16 protein-coding genes are annotated in these 22,102 nt (G+C 68.1%); 8 read left to right on the top strand and 8 right to left on the bottom strand.

Annotated features, from left to right (window positions below; all coding sequences use genetic code 11):
- Positions 1 to 3 precede the first annotated feature (3 nt).
- Together ABGB05_RS03630 and ABGB05_RS03625 are read left to right on the top strand one after the other, a co-directional pair.
- On the top strand, positions 4 to 825 hold the full coding sequence (locus ABGB05_RS03630) for a cobalt transporter (protein WP_347651666.1): 822 nt from the start codon (positions 4 to 6) through the stop codon (positions 823 to 825).
- Positions 826 to 902: 77 nt separating this feature from the next.
- Positions 903 to 5,114, top strand: a complete 4,212-nt coding sequence (locus tag ABGB05_RS03625) for a LamG-like jellyroll fold domain-containing protein (RefSeq protein WP_347651665.1) — start codon at positions 903 to 905, stop codon at positions 5,112 to 5,114.
- Between the two features lie 117 nt (positions 5,115 to 5,231).
- On the opposite strand, the gene ABGB05_RS03620 is transcribed toward ABGB05_RS03625, so the two are convergent.
- The 3 genes from ABGB05_RS03620 to ABGB05_RS03610 all read right to left on the bottom strand — a co-directional run bounded on the left by ABGB05_RS03620 (position 5,232) and on the right by ABGB05_RS03610 (position 7,989).
- Positions 5,232 to 6,143 carry an alpha/beta fold hydrolase gene (locus ABGB05_RS03620; protein WP_347651664.1) on the bottom strand — a complete coding sequence of 304 codons (912 nt, stop codon included), beginning with the start codon at positions 6,141 to 6,143 and terminating at the stop codon, positions 5,232 to 5,234.
- 203 nt (positions 6,144 to 6,346) lie between these two features.
- Complete coding sequence (locus tag ABGB05_RS03615) at positions 6,347 to 6,874, bottom strand: hypothetical protein (RefSeq protein WP_347651663.1); 528 nt, start codon at positions 6,872 to 6,874, stop codon at positions 6,347 to 6,349.
- Positions 6,875 to 7,074: 200 nt separating this feature from the next.
- Entirely contained in the window at positions 7,075 to 7,989 is a 915-nt protein-coding gene (locus ABGB05_RS03610; RefSeq protein WP_347651662.1) for an SDR family NAD(P)-dependent oxidoreductase, read from the bottom strand.
- 66 nt (positions 7,990 to 8,055) lie between these two features.
- Here ABGB05_RS03610 and ABGB05_RS03605 point away from each other — a divergent pair, with 66 nt between their 5' ends.
- Both ABGB05_RS03605 and ABGB05_RS03600 read left to right on the top strand, forming a co-directional pair.
- On the top strand, positions 8,056 to 8,451 hold the full coding sequence (locus tag ABGB05_RS03605; RefSeq protein ID WP_347651661.1) for a MerR family transcriptional regulator: 396 nt from the start codon (positions 8,056 to 8,058) through the stop codon (positions 8,449 to 8,451).
- Positions 8,452 to 8,548: 97 nt separating this feature from the next.
- A complete protein-coding gene (locus ABGB05_RS03600) occupies positions 8,549 to 12,346 on the top strand; it encodes a S8 family serine peptidase (protein WP_347651660.1) in 3,798 nt (1,265 codons plus the stop codon).
- A 134-nt stretch (positions 12,347 to 12,480) separates the two neighbouring features.
- Here the strand turns inward: ABGB05_RS03600 and ABGB05_RS03595 are convergent, their stop codons facing one another.
- Genes ABGB05_RS03595 through ABGB05_RS03585 form a run of 3 tightly spaced genes read right to left on the bottom strand, consistent with a single transcriptional unit; the run spans position 12,481 to position 18,690 of the window.
- Complete coding sequence (locus tag ABGB05_RS03595) at positions 12,481 to 15,906, bottom strand: DEAD/DEAH box helicase family protein (protein ID WP_347651659.1); 3,426 nt, start codon at positions 15,904 to 15,906, stop codon at positions 12,481 to 12,483.
- 46 nt (positions 15,907 to 15,952) lie between these two features.
- Positions 15,953 to 17,134 (bottom strand): restriction endonuclease subunit S, encoded by a 1,182-nt coding sequence (locus tag ABGB05_RS03590; protein WP_347651658.1) that lies wholly within the window; start codon positions 17,132 to 17,134, stop codon positions 15,953 to 15,955.
- A gap of 17 nt (positions 17,135 to 17,151) precedes the next feature.
- Positions 17,152 to 18,690: a class I SAM-dependent DNA methyltransferase gene (locus tag ABGB05_RS03585; protein ID WP_347651657.1), complete on the bottom strand. Its 1,539-nt coding sequence runs from the start codon at positions 18,688 to 18,690 to the stop codon at positions 17,152 to 17,154.
- 245 nt (positions 18,691 to 18,935) lie between these two features.
- On the opposite strand from ABGB05_RS03585, the gene ABGB05_RS03580 reads away from it, so the two are divergent.
- Positions 18,936 to 19,196, top strand: coding sequence for a hypothetical protein (locus ABGB05_RS03580; RefSeq protein ID WP_347651656.1), 261 nt, complete (start codon positions 18,936 to 18,938; stop codon positions 19,194 to 19,196).
- Between the two features lie 606 nt (positions 19,197 to 19,802).
- Positions 19,803 to 20,240, top strand: coding sequence for a hypothetical protein (locus ABGB05_RS03575; RefSeq protein WP_347651655.1), 438 nt, complete (start codon positions 19,803 to 19,805; stop codon positions 20,238 to 20,240).
- Between the two features lie 83 nt (positions 20,241 to 20,323).
- Here ABGB05_RS03575 and ABGB05_RS03570 read toward each other — a convergent pair whose 3' ends face one another.
- The gene (locus ABGB05_RS03570) at positions 20,324 to 20,554 is read right to left on the bottom strand and encodes a winged helix-turn-helix domain-containing protein (RefSeq protein WP_347651654.1); all 231 of its coding nucleotides are present in this window, start codon (positions 20,552 to 20,554) and stop codon (positions 20,324 to 20,326) included.
- A 3-nt stretch (positions 20,555 to 20,557) separates the two neighbouring features.
- Positions 20,558 to 20,791, bottom strand: a complete 234-nt coding sequence (locus tag ABGB05_RS03565) for a winged helix-turn-helix domain-containing protein (protein WP_347651653.1) — start codon at positions 20,789 to 20,791, stop codon at positions 20,558 to 20,560.
- Between the two features lie 269 nt (positions 20,792 to 21,060).
- Here ABGB05_RS03565 and ABGB05_RS03560 point away from each other — a divergent pair, with 269 nt between their 5' ends.
- A complete protein-coding gene (locus tag ABGB05_RS03560; protein ID WP_347651652.1) occupies positions 21,061 to 21,651 on the top strand; it encodes a hypothetical protein in 591 nt (196 codons plus the stop codon).
- A 143-nt stretch (positions 21,652 to 21,794) separates the two neighbouring features.
- Positions 21,795 to 22,073 (top strand): DivIVA domain-containing protein, encoded by a 279-nt coding sequence (locus ABGB05_RS03555; protein ID WP_347651651.1) that lies wholly within the window; start codon positions 21,795 to 21,797, stop codon positions 22,071 to 22,073.
- Positions 22,074 to 22,102: the final 29 nt, after the last annotated feature.

Genomic DNA, 22,102 nt, shown 5'->3' with positions numbered 1-22,102 from the left:
GCCGTGAACGCCCTCACCAGCGTCGCCGCGTCCGCAACCGATCCCGACCCCGGTCCACTGCTCGCCGCCGACCTGTTCGGCGCCGCCGCGCTCGGCGACCGGCTCGTCGAGGCGGTGCAGTCGCCGGGCTTCGTACCGGTGGCGCTGGTGATCGCGTTCGTGGCGGGGGCGGCACACGGTCTCGCGCCCGGACACGGCAAGAGCCTCGCGGCGGCGTACCTGGTCGGCTCGCGGGGCCGGGTCCGCGACGCCGCCTGGCTGGGCGTGTCGGTGGCCGTCATGCACACCGTCTCGGTGCTCGCCGTCGCGGTCGCCTGGACCTTCTTCTCCCTCTCCGACCTGCTGAGCCTCGAGCGGCTGACCACCGGCCTGCAACTGGCGGCCGGGCTCACCGTCGTCGCCGTCGGGCTCTGGCTGCTGCGACGCCACCTGCGCGGCCACGGTCATGGTCATGCCCACGGTCATGGTCACGGTCACACCCACGACCACGGTGGTACGTCCCGGCCCGGGCTCCTGCTGCTCGGCGTCTCCGGCGGCCTGACCCCGTCGCCGGCGGCCTTCCTCGCGCTGGTGACCGGCATCTTCGCCGGACGGGCCGGGTTCGCACTCGTCCTCGTGGCCTGCTTCGGCCTGGGGCTCGCCGCGGTGCTCTTCACCGTCGGGCTGCTGGCGCTGACCGGACGCTCCCTCGTCGTGCGCGCCGCCTCGTCCCGCACCCTCCTGACGGTGGCCGCGCGGGTAGCCCCCGTCGTGGCCGCCTGCGGAATCACGCTCGTCGGCTTCGGTCTCACCGCCACGGCCGTGGCCGGTCTACCCGGGACCTGACCGCAGAGGTTCCGCCGCGAATCTCGCCCAGGTACCCACCTGCGGCGCCAACAGAGCACCCCCAGAAAGGAGTTGTCGTGGCAACACGACCACATCCGGTCACCCGAGGGTGGCGGCACCTCGGTGCAACCGCCCTCGGGCTCGTGGTGGCCGGCGGCATGCTGATGCTGCCCGCCCAGGACGCGCCGACCTCGGCCAACCTCCATCCGGCCGCCTCGGCCGTCACCGTGCCGGCCGCCGACGTACTCGACGTCAGCTTCGGCGGCGGCGCCGCCACCGACCGGGCCCAGGGCCTCGCACCCACCACCTGGGGCGCCCCGAGCTATTCCAGCGACGCGACGCTCGGTCACGACATCATGAAGGTGGACGGGGTCGACGACGCCGTCTCCTTCGACCTCGCCGACCAGTGGAGCCGGTTCGCCACCGGCTTCGCCATCGAGTGCGTCTTCCGCGTCGACACCACCATGCCGGTGGGCAGCGAGAAGGACCTCTGCTCCGACAAGGAGGCCGGCGGCTTCTCGGTCTACGTCACCGGCGGCAACCTGGGCACGATGGCCCACATCGGCGGCGGCTACAAATCGGTGCTGACCCCGGTCACCGGCGGCCGCTGGTACCACACGCTCTCCGTCTGGGACGGCCAGAACCTACGCCTCTACCTGAACGGCCAGCTCGCCGGCGTCACCCCGGCCAGCGGGGCACTCGCGCCACCGGCGGCCACCTCGCGCCGGTTCGTGATCGGCGCCGACGCCGCGCCCTCCGGCATCGGGCAGGTCGCCCCGCCGGCCTCCTTCGCCGGCAGCCGGGTGTGGAGTGCGGCGCTGGACCCGGCCCAGGCGGCCCAACTCGCCTCGGCGTACGGGCTCACCCCGCCCGTGCCGGTCGCCGACGTCCTCGACGTCGACTTCGACGACAACACCCCGCGCGACGACGCGCAGAACCTCGCCGTCACCACCGTCGGCGAGCCGGTCATCGCGCAGGACAGCGCGGTGAAGGTGCCGGTCGCGTCCTTCGACGGCGCCAACGACGCGTACGCGTACGCGATGGGCGACACGCAGTGGGAGAAAATCCGCAACCAGGCCACCATCGAGTGCACCTTCAAGGACAACGGCACCCTGCCGAACTCCGGTGAGCACTCGGTCTGCTCCGAGAAGGAGAGCGGCGGCTACTCGATCGTCGTCTACGGCGACAAGCTGACCTTCGCCGTGTACGCGAACGGCGCCTACCGGAACGCCCAGGTCCAGATCTCCTCCGGCCGCTGGTACCACGCCGTCGGCACCTGGGACGGCGTCAACGCCAAGCTGTACGTCGACGGCGCCCTGGCCGCCACGGTCGCCGCACCCGCCCCGCTGGGCCTGCCCGGCGGCGCCGCCCGTAACGCCTTCTATGTGGGCGCGGACGCGGTCAACCAGTTCTGGACGCCGGCCACCGTACGCAACGCACGGATCTACTCCCGGGTGCTCACCCTGGACGAGGTGCAGGCCCTCAACATCGCCGCGCTCGGTGCCGTCCGGGACGCGGGCGTCGCGGTCACCTCGACCGTTCCGGCGCAGGGCGCGCACCTGAGCCGCCCCACCGAGTTCCAGGTCGCCGTGACCAACCAGGGCAACGCCACCGGTTGGCGGTACCTGCTCGACGGCACGCCCGTTCAGGTCGGCCAGGAGGTCGGCGCCGGCCTGAGGTCCGGCAACCACACCCTGGAGATCACCGCGACCGACGTGTTCGGCAAGCCGGTCAGCAAGACGGTGACCTTCACCTCCGACGCCATCCCGACCTCCGGCGGCACGGACGTCGGCCAGGGAGGTGGCCGGGTCACCCTGTCGGCGATCGCGCACAACCCCGACGGCGGCCCGGTCACCACCACCTTCCGGCAGGCCACGCCGAGCGTGCCGGTCGGTGGTTTCCAGGGTGTCGTCCCGGTCATGCCCGCCACGCTGGACTTCTCCTACACCCAGGGCGGCCAGATCGGCGCGAGCCCGCGTCCGGACGGCACGGTGGCGAACAGTCCGTCCACCGGCAACATCCCGTTCCAGCGCTTCGACGTCCAGGTGCCGGCCTCGGGCGAGCGTCGCCAGATCCTGTGGAACGGCGTGGTCGACCCCGAGCGGGCCGTCTCGCTGCACGCCTGGAACGCCACCGCACAGACCTGGACCGAGCTCGCCACGGCGCGTGGCCAGGCCGAAGGTGACACCACCCTGCAGGCCGTCGTCCGGCCCGAGCTGGTCGACAACGGTGTGGTCCACGTCCTGGTCGTCGGTGCGGACCCGTTCGCCGACGACCTCGCGCCGCGCGACGGCTCCGCGAACGACCCGGCCAACCGGGACCACTTCGAGGACCCGTCGAGGTACGACTTCTCGCTCGCCCACTTCACCGACACGCAGTACCTCGCCGAGGGCGCGGCCGGCGGCACGTACGACGACTTCGACGGCGTCGACGAGCCCACCGACAAGATGACCATGGAGGAGCGGGCGCTCTGGCAGAAGTCCTACCGGGACACCACCCGCTGGCTCGCCGACAACGCCGACGGCAGGAAGATCGCGTACACCGCGCACACCGGTGACGTCATCGAGAACGACTACTCCGACCCGCTCGCCAGGGACTCCAGCGGCAACCTGCTCTACCCCGGTCTGGACGAGCAGGTGACCCGCGAGTTCGAGTTCACCTCGGAGGCGCAGCGGACACTTGACGACGCCGGTCTGGTCAACCAGGTCGTCGCGGGCAACCACGACAACCAGGGCGGCAACGAGACCGGCCCGACCTCGCGCTTCAACCGCTACTACGGCCCGGAGCGCTACTACGAGGGCGCCAAGAAGTGGCCGGCCGGGTCCAAGGCGTCGTACCACGCCTGGGACGAGACCACCGACCCGGCGGGCAACACGGTCACCCCGGGCAGGGACAACCAGAACAACTACGTCCTGTTCTCCGCCGGTGGGCTGGACTTCGTGGCGGTGGGCCTGTCCTACGGCGTCACGCAGGCCGAGGCCGACTGGGCCAGCTCGGTGTTCCAGCGGTACCACGACCGCAACGGCATCCTGCTCACCCACGCCTACCTCGCCCCGTCGGCCACGCCGGACGGCCGCGGCGCCGGCTTCTCCACCGACGGCTCCCGGGCCTTCTCGACCATCGTCCAGAACAACCCGAACGTCTTCCTGGTCCTCGCCGGCCACGAACACGGCGTCGGCACCAACCTCAAGACCGGCGTCGGCGTGACGGTGGCACACGACGTGGTCGAACTGCTCGCGGACTACCAGTTCTACAAGATGACCGCGGGCGAGCTGTGGCCGGAGAAGGTCGACGCCAACGGCAACCTCGACCTGAACGGCGACGGCACCGTCGACCACCGGAGCGGCGACCTGCTGCAGTTCGGCGCCAGCTTCCTGCGGCTGCTGCAGATCGACGTCGACCGGTCCGAGATGAGCATCGACACCTACTCGCCGATGCTCGACAACTTCGGCGCCACCGAGTACGACGACCGCAAGCGCTACAACGGCGCCGAGGACAACATGGTGCTGCCGATCGACCTGTCCAGCCGGACCACCAGCTTCGGCACGGACAGCCTGGCCGTCGTCACCCCGACCGACACGGTGATCGGTGAGGCCACCGCGAAGTCGGGCTGGCCGGCCAGCGTCGAGTGGACGGGCCTGACCGAGGGCGAACTGTACGCGTGGACCAGCACCAGCCGTACCGGTGACGGGGCGCAGGTCGGCTCGGCGGACCAGTTCGGCGGCATCTTCACGGCCACCGCGGCCGGCACCGACGTCACCCCGCCGGTGTTGACCGTCCCGGCGTCGACCACGGTGAAGCAGAACACGGCCTTCGACCCGCTGGCCGGGGTCACCGCACGGGACAACACCGACGGTGACGTGACCGACCGGATCCAGGTGGTCGGCACCGTCGACACCCGGACGCCGGGCAGCTACCCGCTCACCTACCTCGTGTCGGACAGCAACGGCAACCAGGCGGTCGCCAACCGCGTGGTGACCGTGACGAAGACACCGGGCGATGAACTCGTCAAGACGTCGGTGCACGCCGACGACGTGACGGCGACCTGGCGCAAGAGCGTCAAGCTGACCGCCACCGTCAAGCCGGGCTCCGCGACCGGCCCGGTGCAGTTCCTCCTCGGTGAGGACGTGCTGTGCGAGGCCACGGTCAAGAAGGGCGTCGCCACCTGCACGGTGGACCGCCTGCCGCAGCCGGGCAGGCACCAGGTACGGGCGGTCTACGGCGGCGACCGGAAGCACGCGCCGTCGTACGACGACTTCACCCTGACGGTGGTCGAGCGCCGCCACTGATCGAGGGGTACGTCCCGGAAAGCGGGGCCGGTCCGGTCGGGCCGGCCCCGCTTTTGGTCTGCGATCACCCCGTCGGGTGCCGCATCGGCCCGAGGCCGGGAAAGGCGGCCGCCGGGTTCAGTTGGCGTCGAGATGCTCGTTGACGAGGTCGGCGAGCTGCGCGGACAGGCCCACCGAGTGCAGGCCGTGGCCCATGCCGGGCACCATACGCAGCTGTGCTCCGGGAATCAGTCCGGCCAGCGCCTCGGCGTGTGCGGGCGGGAAGAGCGGGTCTTCGGTGCCGTGCACGACAAGCGTCGGTGCGGTGATCGAGGAGAGCGGGGCGAGCCGGTCGGGGGTGAGCTGCCGACCGGCCAGGTCGTGGTTGGTGGCGGCGGCCGGATCACGGGCCCGGTCGTACGACAGTTCGGCGAAGCGGCGAGCCGCCGGCTCGTCGAACGGCAGTCCGGTGCCGTGCAACATCCGCCAGGTCTCCAGACTGGCCGCGATCTGCTCCTCCCGGCTGGTCCGGGGCAGCGCCGCCGAGGCGAGCAGGTGCTGGAAGAAGTGGGGCGCGGGCGGCGGCAGCTCGTCAGGGGCGGGCGGCTGACCACCCATCGCCCGCGCCCAGGCCGGCCCGGGGTTGTTGCCCATCGGCGAGGTCATCAGCGCGGTCAGGGTGCGGACCCGGGTCGGCCGGTGTACCGCGAGCCACTGCCCGATGGCACCGCCCAGGGAGGCGCCGACGACGTGGGCGGCGGCGACCCCGTGCCCGTCCAGTACGGCGAGCGCGTCCTCGGCCAGGTCGGCCAGCGTGTACGGCTGGCGCCCGAAGTCGACGAGGTCGGACCGGCCGGTGTCCCGGTGGTCGTACCGGATCACCTGCTGGCCGCCGTCGACAAGTCGGCGCACCAGGTCGTCGGGCCAGCCGATCCCCTGGGCCGAGGTTCCCATGACGAGGAGCACCGGCGGGTGGGCGGGATCGCCGAAGCGTTCCGTCCACAGTCGCAGGTTTCCGGAGGAGACGAACGTCTCGTGAGAGTTCCGCATGGCGGGGAAACGTAACCGCCGCCCGATTCCCCATCGACGGGCATCACCTGAATATTTATTGATATCATGTGATATAATTGTTTTGTCTCCCGGGCCAATTGTTTTGTCTCACGGATAAGCTGCTCGCCTCGACAAATGCACTGACCGGGTCCTCCCCGGCAACATCCCGCGTCGTCACCTCGACCTACCGAGCACCCGCCCCGTCAGCCGGGCAAGGGATGCCCGGCGGCGGACATCGCGGCCAGCCCGGCCCCGGTGAGCGCGGCGGTGTACGGCGCGGCGGCCGGGTGCACTCCGATCCGGAGCGCCTGGGCGAGCGCGACGGTCAACTCGGGTCGGGCCGCGCCGTCGCCGACCAGCACCATTCCCCGGGCCAGCGCGGCGAGCGCCGCCGGACGGTGTTCCGGCTGCTGGTAGACCTCCCGGACGAGCCGCGCGGTCACCGCCGCCAGGTCGACCAGACGTCCCCGCCGGACGAGCGGCGCCGCCGAGGGTCCGTCGGCGGTCAGTAAGCTGGCCGTACCCCGGGCCAGCCCCCAGGCCCGCAGCCACGTACTGCCGAAGTCGATCGCGAGCAGGGTGGGCGCCGTGGTCGCGGTCGGCTGACCTGTCGCGACCCGGCCGGCCCCACCGCCGGCCGCCGAAGGTACCGCGTCTCGGTCGGCGTCGTGCCCGCCGGACATCACCTCACGGACCGCCGCCATCGTCGCGTCCTCCCCCCGCTTGTCCACCCCCGCTCCCCCGCGAAGCTGTCGAACCTCCAGCTTGGGTCGGTAACGGGTGCGCCGCACCGGCAGAGTTCGGCGAACAACCGCCGGCCAGTTTTCCGGCCGCCGGCAACAAGCGGCCCGGGTCACCGGCCGCCGACAGCCAGCTCAGGCTGTCGGCAGGACCCGGTAGGAGCCGGCTCCCGGTGGAGCTGCCGACCTGGTCAGCCGTGGGTGACCAGGTCGATCCCCGTCAGCTCCACCGAGAGCCGCCAGAGGCGGGCGGCGTCGATGTCGTCGTCGCCCGCGTCGACCACCCGGCAGTCCGCGCAGTACCCGCCGCCCTGCCTGTCGAGCTGCGGTGCGGTGGCCGCCCATGCGATGGTCGCCGCCCCCTGCCCGGGCGACTTGAACAACCCGGGCAGTGGATTGCCGTCGGCGTCGATCCAGCCGGCGGCGACCATCTCGTCGGCGGTGAGGTGCCGTTGCAGCGGCGTCAGGATCCAGCCCGGGTTGACCGAGAAGGCCCGGACGCCGTACGGCTCGCCGAGCCGGTCCAGGTGCCGGGCGAAGAGGATGTTGGCCAGCTTCGACTGGCCGTACGCGGCCCACTTGTCGTACCCGTCGGTGAAGTGCGGGTCGTGCCAGCGGATCCGGCCGGCCGGGTCGCGTCCGGAGGCGACCGAGACGACCCGGGCCGTACCGGCGGCGGTGAGCGTCGGCCACAGCAGGCTGACAAGTGCGTGGTGGCCGAGGTGGTTGGTGGCGAACTGGGCTTCCCAGCCGGGGCCGACCCGGGTCTCCGGGCAGGCCATCACGCCGGCGTTCGCGATCAGGATGTCGAGGGTGGGGTGCCGTTGCCGGAACCGGATGGCGAAGGCCCGCACCGAGTCGAGGTCGGCGAGGTCGAGCCGGTCGACCTCGGTCCCGGCGGTGTCGGCGAGCGCCCGTTCGGCCGTCTCCGGCCGGCGGGCCGGTACGACGACCCTGGCCCCGGCCGTGGCGAGTGCGCGGACGACGGCGAGTCCGATTCCGGAGTAGCCGCCGGTGACCAGTGCGGTCCGCCCGGTCAGGTCGATTCCGGCGAGCACCTCGGCGGCGGTGCTGTGGTCGCCGGGATGGGTCCGGTTCTGCGTCATGCGGCGGACGCTAGGTGCTAGACCGAGGTCTAGGTCAACCGCCCGGTCGGTGACTAGGGTCGATCCATGACGGACCGGGAGTACGGCATCGGGGAGGTGGCCCGGCGTACCGGGTTGAGCGTGCACACTCTGCGGCTCTACGAACGGGCCGGCCTGCTGGCCGGCGAGGTACGCAGGGACAGCCACGGCCGACGGGTCTACACCGCGTGGGATGTCGAGTGGCTGACCAACTGCGTCAAGTTCCGGGCCACCGGGATGCCGCTCACCACGATCGCCGAGCTGGCCCGGCTGGTCGGCGAGGGCAACGGAAACGAGGCGAGGCGGCTGGAACTGCTCCGGGAGCACCGGCAGCGGGTCCTCGACCAGCTCGACCGGATACATGACTGTCTGGCGCTGATCGACAACAAGGTGGCGAGCTACGAACGGCACCTGGCCGCCGGCGCGACCGGCAATCCCTGGTGAACACCCCTGTGCCGCTGCGGAACTTGTAACACAACCTGTCTTTACACAACCTCCCAAGAATGATCAACTTCCGACATAAGTCGATCTTGGAGGTAATGTGCGGCTGTCTTTCACCCGAAGATCTGCGGCAGGCCTGGGCGTCGCCCTGGTCGCCGCCCTGGCGACCCCAGCGGCGGCCCACGGCGCCGAACCCACTCCACCGCCCGCGACACCCCCGGCGGCCGGTGGCGGCAACAAAGCGGCAGGTCCCCCCGCCACGGTCACCCTGATCACCGGCGACAGGGTGACGGTGACCCCGGGACCCGAGGGCGCCACTCCCACGGTGGACGTCGCCCGCGCGCCGGGCGCCACCGGCCCGGTACGGGTCAACACCGAGGGCCGGGACACCTACGTCTACCCCGACGAGGCGGTCGCCCTGATCGCCACCGGCCGACTCGACAGGCAGCTCTTCAACGTCACCAAACTGATCGCCCAGGGCTACGACGACGCCCACACCAGCGAGCTTCCGCTGATCCTCACCAGGACGACAGACCCGGCGGCCCGGCGTACCCGGACCACCCTGCCGGGTGCGGAGACCACGCTGGACCTCTCCTCGGTCAACGGTGAGGCGGTCCGGGCGCGTCGGTCGGAGGCCGCCGCCTTCTGGTCGGCCCTCACCGGCGACGGCCGGAACGCCGTCGCGTCGGCGAACAGCCGCAGCGCCGCCACCCCGGAAGCCGGCAGCGCACCGACCTTCGCCGCCGGCATCGACAAGGTGTGGCTCGACGGGAAGGCGAAGGCGACGCTCGCCGACACCACGGCGCAGATCGGCGCCCCCGCCGTCTGGGCGGCGGGCAGCACCGGCCGCGGCGTCCGCGTCGCGGTCCTGGACACCGGGTACGACCCCAGCCACCCGGACCTGGCAAACCGGGTCGTCGCGTCCCGAAGCTTCATCCCCGGCGACGACATCGTCGACCAGGACGGGCACGGCACCCACACCGCCTCGACCGTCGCCGGCACCGGCGCCGCCTCCGGCGGTACCGAACGGGGCGTCGCCCCCGACGCCGACCTGGTGATCGGCAAGGTCCTCGACGACAACGGCGGCGGGTCGATCTCCGGGATCATCGCCGGCATGGAGTGGGCGGCCCGGACCGAACACGCCCGCGTGATCAACATGAGCCTGGGCGTCAGCGACTGGCGCACCCAGGACGATCCGCTGAGCCAGGCGCTGAACCAGCTGAGCGCCGAGACGGGGGCGCTGTTTGTCGTCTCCGCCGGCAACAGCGGGCAGGATTCGTACACGCTCGGCGCGCCGGGCACGGCGGACGCCGCGCTCACCGTCGGCGCGGTCGACGCCGCCGACCAGCTCGCGATCTTCTCCAGCGCCGGACCACGGATGACCGACGACGGCCTCAAGCCCGACATCTCGGCACCCGGGGTGGACGTGCTGGCCGCACGCTCGCAGCACATGTCCTGGGGTGAGGGCTACTACCGCCTGGAGAGCGGCACCTCGATGGCAGCGCCGCACGTCGCCGGGGCCGCCGTCCTGCTGGCGGAGAAACACCCGGAGTGGAGCCGGCAGCAGATCAAGGACGCGCTGATGGGCACCAGCACGCGTACCCCTGACTACAACGCCTACCAGGCCGGGACCGGTCGGCTGAACCTGGCCGCCGCCTACCACCAGGACCAGGTCATCGCGACCGGGTCGGTGGACGCCGGACTGATCAAGTGGTCGCCCGGTACGAAGCGGCAGCCGATCACCCGGACCATCACCTACACCAACACCACGAACGCTCCGCTGACGTTGGAGCTCTCGGTCGACGGAGGCGCCTCCCCTGCCGGGACGTTCACGGCCGGAGTCGAGCGGGTCACCGTGCCGGCGGGCGGAAAGTCCACGGTCGACGTCGTGGTCGACCCGGAAGGGCTCGCGCCCGGCCAGTACACCGCGCAGGTCACCGCCCGGTACGCCGCCGGCCAGGTGCACACCGCCGTCGGGGTCTCGGTCGAATCGGAGAAGCATGAGCTCACCGTCCACCTCAAGGACCGCGCCGGCCGACCGCTCGACGCCGAGGTCGAGATCGTCAACACCGACGGCGTCTCCTCCTGGATGTGGTCCCGGAACGGCACGCTGACCAGTCGGTTGGTTCCCGGCTCGTACACCATCGTGGCGGCGGCGGAGGTCGAGGGACTGCACGGACCGCACTCCCTCGGGCTGGCGATCCTGACCGCTCCCGAGGTCGAGCTGACCACCGACCGGGTGATCGAATTCGACGCCTCGAAGGCACGCCAGGTGAAGGTGGCGACCGCCAAACCGACCACCGTGGCCGACAGCCGGGTCGACATCTACCGCTCGTGGAACCAGAGCGAGCCGGCGCCCGGCGACTGGAGCGCCCTGCGGGAGACGATCTGGCCCGGTCCCGTCCACGACAGCCTCTGGGCCCTGCCCACCAAGAGCGCGCCCAAGAAGGGCACCTTCGTTTTCACCACCCGGTTCCGCGCCGAGCAGACCCCGCTGACGGTCAGCTACCCCGGGCACCGGCTCGACAACCTCCTGGTCCAGCCGGGGTCCCGGCCGCTTCCGGACGGCACCTCGCGGCTGGACGCGGCTTTCGCCGGCACCGGCACGAAGGCCGAGTACGCCGGGCTGTCCGCCCGGGGCCGGGCCGTGGTCGTCCGCGCCAGCGACGCCGTGGCTCCCACCGAGCTGGTGGCGGCGGCACAGGCCGCCGGTGCGGCGCTGCTCCTGGTGGTCAACAATCAGAAGGGTCTGCGTAGCGACTGGTACGGCAACCCAGACGGCGTGACCAGCGGGCCGGTCCCGGTCGCCTCGACGAACCTGGACGAGGGCGAGGCGCTGATCAAGAAGATCGCCGCCGCCGGCAGCAAGAAGCGGGTGCCGCTGACCGTCGAGGCACACCCGGCGCCGAGGTACCTGTACGACCTGGTCGACTTCCACGTCGGCCGGATCCCCCAGGACCCCTCCGCCAAGACCGATCCGCGTGATCTCGCCCGGATCGACCTCACCTTCGCCCGGCCGCCCGCCGGAAAGGTGCTCAGCGAGTACCGGCGGGACTTCCCGCCGTACGAGTGGTCCTTCGGCCGCGAGTTGTCGGCCAAGCCGGTCGCCCCGGGACCGCGTACCGACTGGGTCTCCGCCGGGGCGGGGATCAAGTGGCAGCAGCGCGCCGACATCGCCGACTGGGCGCTGTCGCAGACCGACGAGATCACCTACCGGCCGGGCAGCGTGCAGCAGGACCGGTGGTACGGGCCGATCACCCGGCCGCGCCTGCTCGCCAACAACATCCCGGGTCGCGGAGACAACTGGATGGCCGCCACGATCCAGGGATTCGGTGACGGCGGGGCCGCGCACGACGGCGGGGCCTCGATGCCGCAGAAGATCACGCTCTACCAGGGCGATCGGCAACTGTCCGAGTTGAACGGACGGCCGAACTTCTACGCGGATGCGCTGGCGCTGGAGAGGTTGCCGTACCGGCTGGTCATCGAGACGACGGGCGATCCGGCGTTCGGCCCGTACTCGACCGCCACGAACACCGAGTGGCGGTTCAGCTCCGGGGCGGCGACCTCGGACGTCGACGTGGTTCCGCTGGTCCAGCTGGACTACGGGACTGAGGTGGACCTCGACGGCCGGGCGAAGCGCAAGAGCGACTTCACGATCACCCCGGTCGTGGTCGGCAGCACCGCCGCCACGGACGCGGTCTCGTCGGTTCGGCTGGAGATCTCGTACGACGACGGGGTCACCTGGCAGCGGCAGGACCTGAAGGAGAAGAAGGGCGACTGGCGGACAACCCTGACCGCCCCGCACCAGGCTGACTTCGCCTCCATCCGGGTCACCGCCACCCAGCACAACGGCGGTGGCGTCACCCAGACCGTCATCCGGGCCTTCGGCCTGAGCTGACTCGCGCCCGTTGGGGGCCGGTGTCCGTGCGCTTCCGCGCCGGGCACCGGCCCCCTCTGCACTTCCGGCAGTACGACCAGGGTCGCGCCGAAACGAGAGTCAACGACTGCCGGGAAGCCGGGGCGGCATGGCAATCAGGCCGCTTCGGCGGCCGGAGTCGCCGTCGCGCCGATGGACTTGATGATGCCGATCAGCTTGTCCACGTCCTCGGATGCGAAGAGGGTCTCGGGGCCACGGGGTGCGACTCCGGTGAACGGCGATTCGTAGAGGCGGTCGGGCTTCATAACGCCGTTCGCGGTCAGGTCACCGATGATCAGGTTGATGAAGTCGAGTTGAGCGGCGTTGAGGGTGCGACCGTCCAGGAACTCCCTGAACGCCTCCCGGGCCGCGTCCCGGTCGAGCCCGACCAGTCCTCGGATGAACAGACCGAGCCCCTCGGATGCCCGTCGCGCCTGGTCAAGGTCCTGCTTGTCGCCGACGCCGCTTTCGGCGAGCATCCGCTCCAGTTCGGCAAGGTCGGTGCTGGAGAGTTGCCGGTTACGCCGCAGCTTCTGCAGTGCGACGTGATCCTCGTGGGCTCGCAGGTAGACCCGCACCTTTTCGCGGAACCGCTCCCGGTCGGTGCCGACGGTTACTCCGACGAACTTCAGCTCGGTGATGCTGTCGAGCTGGTCGGAGAAGTCTGTGTAGATCACGGCCCGCTTCGCCTTTGGCACCAGCCGGACGAGGTTGCGGATTCGCCGCCGGGCGAGTTCGAGCATCGGCAGCGTGACGTCCTGCCACCAGTCGTCCGAGGCCACCTCGTCGAGCAGTCCCACCTCGGCCCGGATAGCTGGGATACTGGTCTGCTCCAGCAGAGCGAACGCGATTTCCTGCACCTCGCCACGCAGCCTCGGGAAGTGGCGTCCGGACTTGGTGATCAGGTCGAGCTGGAGCCGCAGGATCATCAGGTCGAACCGCTTGGCCTCCTCACCGTCGTCTTTCACCTCGCTCGGCAGCGCGGCCAACTCGTGGCTGAGCCGCTCGGACGCCTCGGGTGTGATGGTGTGCCAGTTTGCCGGGTCAACGAAGTATTCGACCGTGCGGCGGTGCGGACGTACGACGATGTTGTCGAGGCGCATGGCGCGGACCCGACTGTGCAGGTCGCGGGCCAGGTCTTGGCGGAGGCCGGCTTCGCTTCGGGTGCCGTCAGTGTCGTCCGCAGGGTCCACGGTGGCTGTGTTGCGCTGATCGAGTTGGCTGACCAACTCCACCCGGGCCTTGAAGATCCGTTCGGTCAGGGACGGGCTCACCGAGCCCTGCGTGGTGGTCGGATTCTGACCGAAGTATTCGAAGTTGCCGCAAAAATCGAAAACGAAGAAGTCCTTCTTGTCGACGCCGGGAGCGAAGAGGTCGGACCGAAGCCGGGTGCCCCGGCCAATCATCTGCCAGAACTTGGTCTTCGATCTCACGATCTTGAAGAAGACGAGGTTGACGACCTCCGGTACGTCGATGCCGGTGTCGAGCATGTCGACGGAGATCGCGATGTGCGGGGCGCTCCCCGGGATCGAGAACTTGTCGATCAGACCCTGGTTCCCCTCGATCTGGTGGGTAATTATCCGGGCGAAGTCGCCCTTGTACTGCGGAAAGTTGGCGTCGAACCGTTGGGCGATGAACTTCGCGTGGTTGTTGTTAACAGCAAAGATGATCGTCTTGCCGATCCGGTCACCGCCGGCCACTTTGTGGCCTCGGGTCATGAGGTATTCGAGGACCTTGTCGACGGTGTCCTTGTTGAAAATCCACCGGTTGAAGGCCTCGGGCGGAACCTCGTTCGGGACGTCACCGTCGTCGTTGCCCCACTCCAGCTCGTCCCAGCGGTCCTTTTCCTCGGGACTGAGGTCGTCGTAGCGCGCTCCGTCGCGCAGGAACCGCAGGTCGACAGCGACGGCTCGCGGCGGCACGAGGTAACCCTCGCCAACCGCCTCCTCCAGGTCGTACACGTCGGTGGGAACGCCGTTCTCCAGGTCGAAGAGACCGTAGGTGTTGCGGTCCACCTCGTCCTTGGGAGTGGCAGTAAGCCCGACGAGCAGTGAGTCGAAGTGGCTGAAGATGGCCCGGTATTTCTGGTAAACCGACCGGTGCGCCTCGTCGATCACGACCAGGTCGAAGTAGCCCGGCCCGAAGCGGCGCAGGTCACCGTCGGTCTGATTGATCAAACCCATCATCGTCGGGTACGTCGAGACATAGACCCGTCCCTCGGTCACCTTGTCGTCCACCAGGTTGACCGTGGTTGCGTCAGGCAGGTGCTCCTTGAACGCGTTGGCGGCTTGCTTAACCAGCGCCTTGCGGTCAGCCAGGAAGAGCACCCGCTTAGCCCAGTTGGCTTTCAGCAGCAGCTCGACAAGTGCGATAACGGTACGGGTCTTGCCAGCCCCGGTCGCCATCACCAACAGTGCCTTGCGCTGCCGGTCCTGCTCGAAGGTCTCGGCGATCCGCCGGATCGCCCGGTGCTGGTAGTGCCGTTCGACGATCTCCGACTTGATCGGCAGCTCAGCGAGGCTGCGCCGGGTGGACCGGCGCTGCACCAGCAGTTGCAGTTCGTCCTTCGTATAGAAGCCCTGGATCGGCCGGGGCGGGTAGGCGGTGTCGTCCCAGAGCCAGATCTCGTAGCCGTTGGTGTAAAAGATGACCGGACGTTGGCCGTACGCCGCTTCGAGAGCATCGGCGTAGAGCCTGGCCTGCTGCTGGCCGCTGATCGGGTCGCGCCGGGTGCGCTTGGCCTCGATGACAGCGAGCGGCTTGTCGTCGTTGTCCCAGAGGACGTAGTCGGCCTTACCCTTCCCGGAGCTGGTCGGCAGGCCGGTGACCGGAAACTCCCGATCGCGCGGCTGGTCGAGCCGCCAGCCAGCTTCGGCAAGCAGCAGGTCGATGTAGAGGTCGCGGGTCTGCTTCTCGTCGTAGTCGTGGGTGTCCGGTCGACGTTCGTTGGCAGCCTTTGCCGCCGCGATCTGCTTGCGCAGCTCGGCGATCTCGGCGTCGAGGTCGACCTTGGCCGTTTCCGCCTTGGCCAGCGCCTCATCCTGGGCGGCGAGCCGGTCGTTGAGTGCCTGCAGCTCGGCACGGGTCTGGGCTCGGACCTCCGTCGGACGCGGCGGGACGAGCGACGTGTCGAAGGCCAGCCCGCTGGGTGGCATCGCCGCCGGGTCCCGGGTGTAGTGACGAGCGATCCAGTACGTCACATGGAACAGCTCGCGGACGGCGGCGACAGCTTCCCGCTCGGGTACGGCGCGGACCTCGTGGACGGCCTTGTTACCCAACCTCCGGATGAGGTGCATCTTCGTAATGACCGGAGGCCCGGCCAGATTCTGCATGGTCGTGGCGCTGATCATGTTGTCCAGCGTCGGCTTCGAGGGCAGCCGCAACGTGCTGTCGGCACGATAGAGCCACTTCACGGCGTGCTCCAGGCAGCGCCGGGCGTAGAAGCAGGCCGTACGCGTGTCGGCGTAAACGTTGCGCTCTGCCCGCTCCGCCTCGGCGAACAGCGAGGGCCACTCGGCGCGAAGGAACACGAAGTTGCTCATCGAAGATGATCTCCCCAGGAGGTGGACAGCCCTCGATAGTGACACATCACAGCTCCCCGCGGAAAGCCCGATCCTGCAACGACGCGAACAGCTCGTCCATTTTGGTGAGACTTGCCCCATACGCCGCCCTCAATCGCTCCACGTGCGCCAAACGATCTGCAAATTCCTTCTGTATTTCAATGGGAGGCAATAGCAGCGGGAATTGCTTAAGCTGAGTCGCATTTATCGACGCAATACCAGTGGTTTGCTTCGCCGAACGGAGGAAGTACAACTTACCCCGCAACGACGAGACTAGCCAATTGAGATAGACAGGGATTACGCGCGAGCGATCGGTGACTCGTACCCGAAAGATGTGGTTCTGATGGATAGCCTCGGGCAGTTCGTCATTCCATAGACAACCCCGGCCCAGCTTATCCGGATCACCACCCTCCGTCAGGAGTAGGTCGCCAGACACAAGTCGATATCGGGCAATCTCGGCCTCCGTCGCCTCGATATGTTTGACGGTACTTAGGTCTAGGCGCCTATCCTGGACGTTCAACACCGCCAGATACGGGACCGTCCTTAACGACGTAGAACCGGGATCGCGGCCCTTTGTTATGCCTGAACTAATCGCCGCCACGTCGCCCAAACGGCAGGAGTCATCCCAGCCGCGTGGATTCGTTACCGAATCTCCGACAACTTCGGTAAATACCGACCGAGCGAGCTCATCTAAAAGTGCCAGCCCTTCCCGGCGCCTAGTGCGCAGCGCATCCGCGCGATCCAGCAGTTCCGCAATCTCCTGCTGCTCACGCAAGGAAGGGACTGGTATTTTAAGTCCAGCAATGAATGATTCGGGCACACGACGCTGACCTGCGCTTCCCGTCATTCGGCGCTCGCCCAGCCGTCGGACCCACCCTTGCCTAAGGAAGTGAAGTAGATACCTCGATTCAAGGTTAGCCGGATTGGGCCGAATAACGTGAAACTCGGTCGAGCCGACGCCTACATCGCGACTGAGATGAGCCTGTGCGATCTTCCCATTCTCGAAACACGGCGTAATCTTCGCCAGGAGAAGGTCGCGGTTTTGGAAGATCGTGTAGCCAGTTTTAACATCACCAAATGGCCTGTCCTCACCACTGGCGGTTACGCCAGTCTCTGCATCGACAGCAGACATCGGGATGAACGAGATCAGCTCAGCTTCATCTGGCCGACTTTTGGGCCTAGGGTTGATGGAAGCAACCTCGGCAAGCATTAACGTCCTTGACCCGATCATGCGAGCATCGCCTTCAGGTCGGACATGGCCCGCTGGATCTCGCCTTCGAGTCGTTCAAGGTCTGCAAGGACCCCCAGGGGCGGGCGGTACTCGACCTCCTCGTGGACAATCTCCTTGTAACGGTTGACACTGAGGTCATAATCTTGGGCGAGGATGTCATCTCTCGACACGCAGAAGCTTTGCTCGCTACGCCCCCGCTTCAACTCGGCGCCCTTGCGTTCTGCCCAGCGAGCCAGGACATCCGGCAGGTTGTTCTTGGCGTGGTCTGACTCGGTGAAGGGTTTGGATGGCGTTGGGCCAAGCTTCCCATCCGCCAGCAATGGGGCTCTCTTGTCGTCCAAGCTGAAACCATCGGCAGTCATCTCGTAAAACCAGACGTTGTCGGTGCCGCCGCTGTTGGTCTTAGTGAAAAAGAGAATTGCAGTCGACACGCTGGCATATGGCTTGAAGACGCCGGTGGGCAGCTTGACCACACCGTCCAGCTTATGGTCGTCCACAAGCATACGGCGAATCTCCTTGTGCGCCTTTGTCGCTCCAAAGAGAACGCCATCCGGAACAATCACTGCCGCCTGCCCGCCAGGCTTGAGTAACCGAAGGAAAAGCACCAGGAACAGCAGTTCGGTCTTCTTGGTCTTAACCACCTGGAGCAGATCCCGTGCCGTGCTCTCGTAGTCAAGGCTTCCGGCGAACGGCGGGTTGGCCAGGATCACCGAGTACTTCTCGGCCTCGTCACTAACGCTCTGCGCGAGCGAGTCTCGGTATTCGATGACGGGATTCTCGACACCATGCAGCAACATGTTCATACTGCCAACCCGGAGCATGGTGTTATCGAAGTCGAAGCCGTGGAACATTTCGTGGTGGAAGTGGCGGTTGCGCTTTGGGTCATGGAAGGCATCGGCATGCTTGCGACGAATGTATTCGCTGGCCTGCATCAGAAAGCCGGCCGTGCCGCACGCTGGGTCGCAGATGGTGTCGTCTGGTCCCGGCCCGATCATCTCGACCATGAGTTGAATGATGTGGCGGGGTGTACGGAACTGCCCATTGTGGCCAGCGCTGGCGATCTTCCCCAGCATGTACTCGTACAAGTCACCCTTGGTGTCTCGGTCGTCCATCGGGACGCTGTCGACCATGTCAACCACCCGCGACAGCAGGGCAGCGTTGGGGACAGTGAACCGGGCGTCCTTCATGTGGGTGGAGTAGGTAGAGCCGTCGCCGCCGAGCGTACGGAGGAACGGGAACACATGCTGCCCGACGATTTCGAACATCTCACTTGGCTCAGCGTGCTTGAAGTGCGACCAGCGCAGCTCCTTGTACGGCCTATCGCGCGGATCGGCACCCTCCGGGTAAATCGGCCGGTCGATCGGCGCACCCGTTCGCGTGGCCTTGTTCTCCGCGAGTATTTGCAGGTCATCCAGTCTCCGGATGAAGAGCAAGTAGGTGATCTGCTCAATCACCTCAAGCGGGTTCGAGATGCCTCCCGACCAGAACGCGTCCCAGATCCGGTCGATCCGGCCCTTCAGCTCACCAGTGATCACGTAGCTACTTCCCCAGGTCTTCAGTACATGAAGGACTTTCGAGGCCGTAGGGTACGACGTTCCGTCGGTGGGCGAAACCGGGCGCTGGGCCGGTCGAGCGAAACCCCAGGCCGACCTGGGCCACCCTGGCCGCCCACCGCAGCCGACACATGGGCTCCTCTGGGGACCGTTCGTCCGATAGTGTTCCCGCTACGGGACTGCGGCGACGGAAGTGACCGAGGCGGGCCGATCGTGATAGAGGCGCGATGAGTGTCGGCGAGGCCAAGGCTGGACTCCGCCGGGGCATCACCTCGGCTGGCCTGGCCAAACAGATCATCGAAAGCGTTGCCACCGAGGCGATGGACACGGCCCACTTCACTCAACACACCGTCCACGACAGTGAGCACCCTGAGGTCACGAAGGGGCTGGCGTGCCTCAAGGCGGCCACCGACGAGCTGGAGTTGGTTGTACGTCGCCTCGACACCAGCGCCAAGGCCGCCGACGAATACCAGGCAACGCTGGGATGAGCAGTGTCGGCGAGGTCGTCGCCCAACTGATGACAGTGGTCGAACGCCTGGACCGGGCGGTCGTCGGCGCGGGCCGTGGCCAAACCGAAGCCGGGCACGCACATGATCTGTTTGCCGAGGTGGGGCGCGGCAGTAACCACCGGCTGATTCGGACGGCGGTCGCCGCCAGCAACGAGGCTGCGGCCAAAGCTGGCAAGGCGGCGCGGCTTCTGGCCGAGGCCGCCGGTCACTTCGCGGCTTACGCCAACACGATCGCCCCTGGCTCGGCTCCGGCGGGTAAGGCCCTCGACTCGGCTCCCACAGGTGAACAGCTTGTCAGCGAAGCCGACAGGGCCGAGGACGGCTTCCGGAAGTTGTCGAAAAGGGTCGTTCAGAAGGCGGAGTCGGCCGGTGAGACAGGCAAGAAGCTGGTTGACTTCTTGTCGGAGGCCAAGCCGTCCGGCACCCCGTCGACAACCCAACCCCTACCGCCGGCCCCAAGGAGTGGTCCCGCTACCGCAGGTACTCCGGGAGACGCGGCCCAAGCCCTGGTCATCACCGCCGCTGCGGTAGTTGCTGTCATCCTCAAGGCTGCAAGCTCGCGAAGGAAAAGGAAGGAACAGAAGCGTGACCGACCGGAGGACATACCTCGAACTGATCCGAGAACTGGTGAAGGGGGACCCGGAAGCTTACCGCCAGCGTTGTGAGCAGCTGGACGAGCAGGGCTGGGATGAGTTGGGCCTCGTGGTCGGTGCCGCGTTCTTCCTGGCAGCTCGTCAGCGTCAGGTCACGTTCCCCGATGCGGCAGGTGTTATCCGGTTCGTGGCCGACGCTCGTGCCGAAATGGCAGGTACCGGATTCGATCTCGATCCGACGGTTGCAGAGAAGCTCATCGCAGCCACGACCACCGGCAACACCAACGAGTTGGACGAGGTCGACCCCAACATCATCATCGAGTCGGAGATGCTGCTCCTCTGGAAGCTGCTCCGGCCGCTTTCGGATGACGAGATGTCACCCTTCCTGGTCGAGGTCGACTCCCTAGCAGAACGGTGGGCAGCGGAGTAACACGCAGTGGTCTCGCGGCGATCCCGGCCTCGGTCACCGACCAGGTTCGGTCCTGCCCACCGCAGTGCACCGGATCGGCATACCTATTCCGTCGCCTGCGGATCGCGGACATACACCCCCCGTCCCTGGTGACCCTCAACCAGGCCCTCTGCCCGCAAGGTCAGCATGACGGACCGGATGACCTGGGTGGAGACGTTGTGCTGTGCACACAACTCGGACGTTGATGGCAGCTTGTCGCCCGGCTTCAGCTCTCCGGATCTGATCCGCTCACGAATATCGTTGGCGATCCGCTGGTAGAAAGGCGTGGCTGACATGGCTCACGCGAGTGGTGGATCTTCGGTCACGTAGGTCCCCTTGCCCTGGTGGCCCTCGATCAGCCCCCGGTCCCGAAGGATCCGCAGTGCCGCCTGGGTGGTGGAGATACTGGTGTTGTACTGAGCGGCAAGCTGCGAGTAGCTGGGCAGCTTGTCTCCAGGCGCCAGCTCGCCACTTCGGATCTGTTCGGTGATGGCTTCCACGAGACGCACGTAGTCAGCAGGTCGACTGGGCATGAGGCGGTACTCCTTGCTCGGCACCTCTATCTGACCATGGAGACCTCGACTTCCTCAACTAAGACAGCGTTGACTTAGGTCACTATGATCGGTATGTTGACCGTCGTGGAACTCCTTGCTCGGCAGCCTGGTGTTCCGCGCTCCCCCGGGTTGTACGGCCCGGGACGTGTCGGGGTGGCCGGCGGGCCACCGAGCAGTGACCCGAACCTGACCTGGTGGTTCGGGCTGCCCCGACACACCCGATCACCCCCGAGCGGAAGGAGACCGGCGTGACCGTGCCGGAAGCGGCGACGACGGAAGACGTACCGAGACCGGAAGACGTACCGACGACGGAGGACGGACCGGCGGAGGCGCCGGAGGCGGGTGCGGCGTGGGCGGCCGAGCAGGTCGCGGGCGAACTGCGGGAGGCGTACCTGACGGTCGCGGCGGCGGCCACCCTGCTGGAACGGACCAGCGCCGGATCGGCGCACCCGGAGCTGCGGCAGGCCCGCCGCTGCGGCGAGGACGCTCTCGACCTGGCCAACCATGCCGATCAACTGCTCGGCGGCGGCATCCGCCGGCTGCTCGACCGGTTCGACCAGGCGTCGGTGACCAGCGTCGGTCAGGTCGCCGGAACCCTGGACGTGACGCGCACCCAGTTCGCCGAGGCGGCCGAACGGATCGCCGGGCTGCCGGCCCGACTCCGGGCCGCCGAGCAGCGGCTCCGCGACTCCGCCGCCGAGCCGGACTTCGGCACCGAGATCGTGACAGAGCAGTGGGCCCGGGCCGCCGAACAACTCGGGCTGATGACCGCCAGCCTCACCGAGGCGGCCGGCGCGCTGGCGACGTACACCGACCGGCTGACCGGCACGACCAGCTGAAGCTCTCCCGGCCGCCCACCCCCTGCGGCGGCCGGGAGCCAGGAGGGCCCGGGGCGGGTGCCGGGCTCCGTCCGCCGGCCACCCGGGCGGTCGACGGCCGACCCCGCCCGCCTCGGTGCCGCCCGACAGCGGAAGGGCACACGATGATCTACCGCATCGGACAACGGATCCGGTCATACCAGGTCCGCGCCAAGACTTTCGGCCGTCGGTGGCGCGGCCTCGACCCCGACGAGGTGTACGCCTACCTGCGGCAACTCGCGGACGAACTTGACCGGGTACGACACGAGGAGTCCCTCGCCCGCACCGAGGCCGAACGGATCCGGCAGGGGCTACGGCAGTGGCACTCCCGGCACGCCCGCTGCTTCTTCGTCGACCCCGAACGCAGTTCGCCAGCCCGTACGCCGAACCGGGGAGCGTGGTGAGCAGCACTCCCGGCTTGACGTTTTCCCAT

The sequence above is a fragment of the Plantactinospora sp. B5E13 genome, from assembly GCF_039871775.1.
Classification (GTDB): domain Bacteria; phylum Actinomycetota; class Actinomycetes; order Mycobacteriales; family Micromonosporaceae; genus Plantactinospora.
Note: the sequence above shows the minus strand (reverse complement) of the source record. Positions and strands in the feature narration are given on the sequence as shown.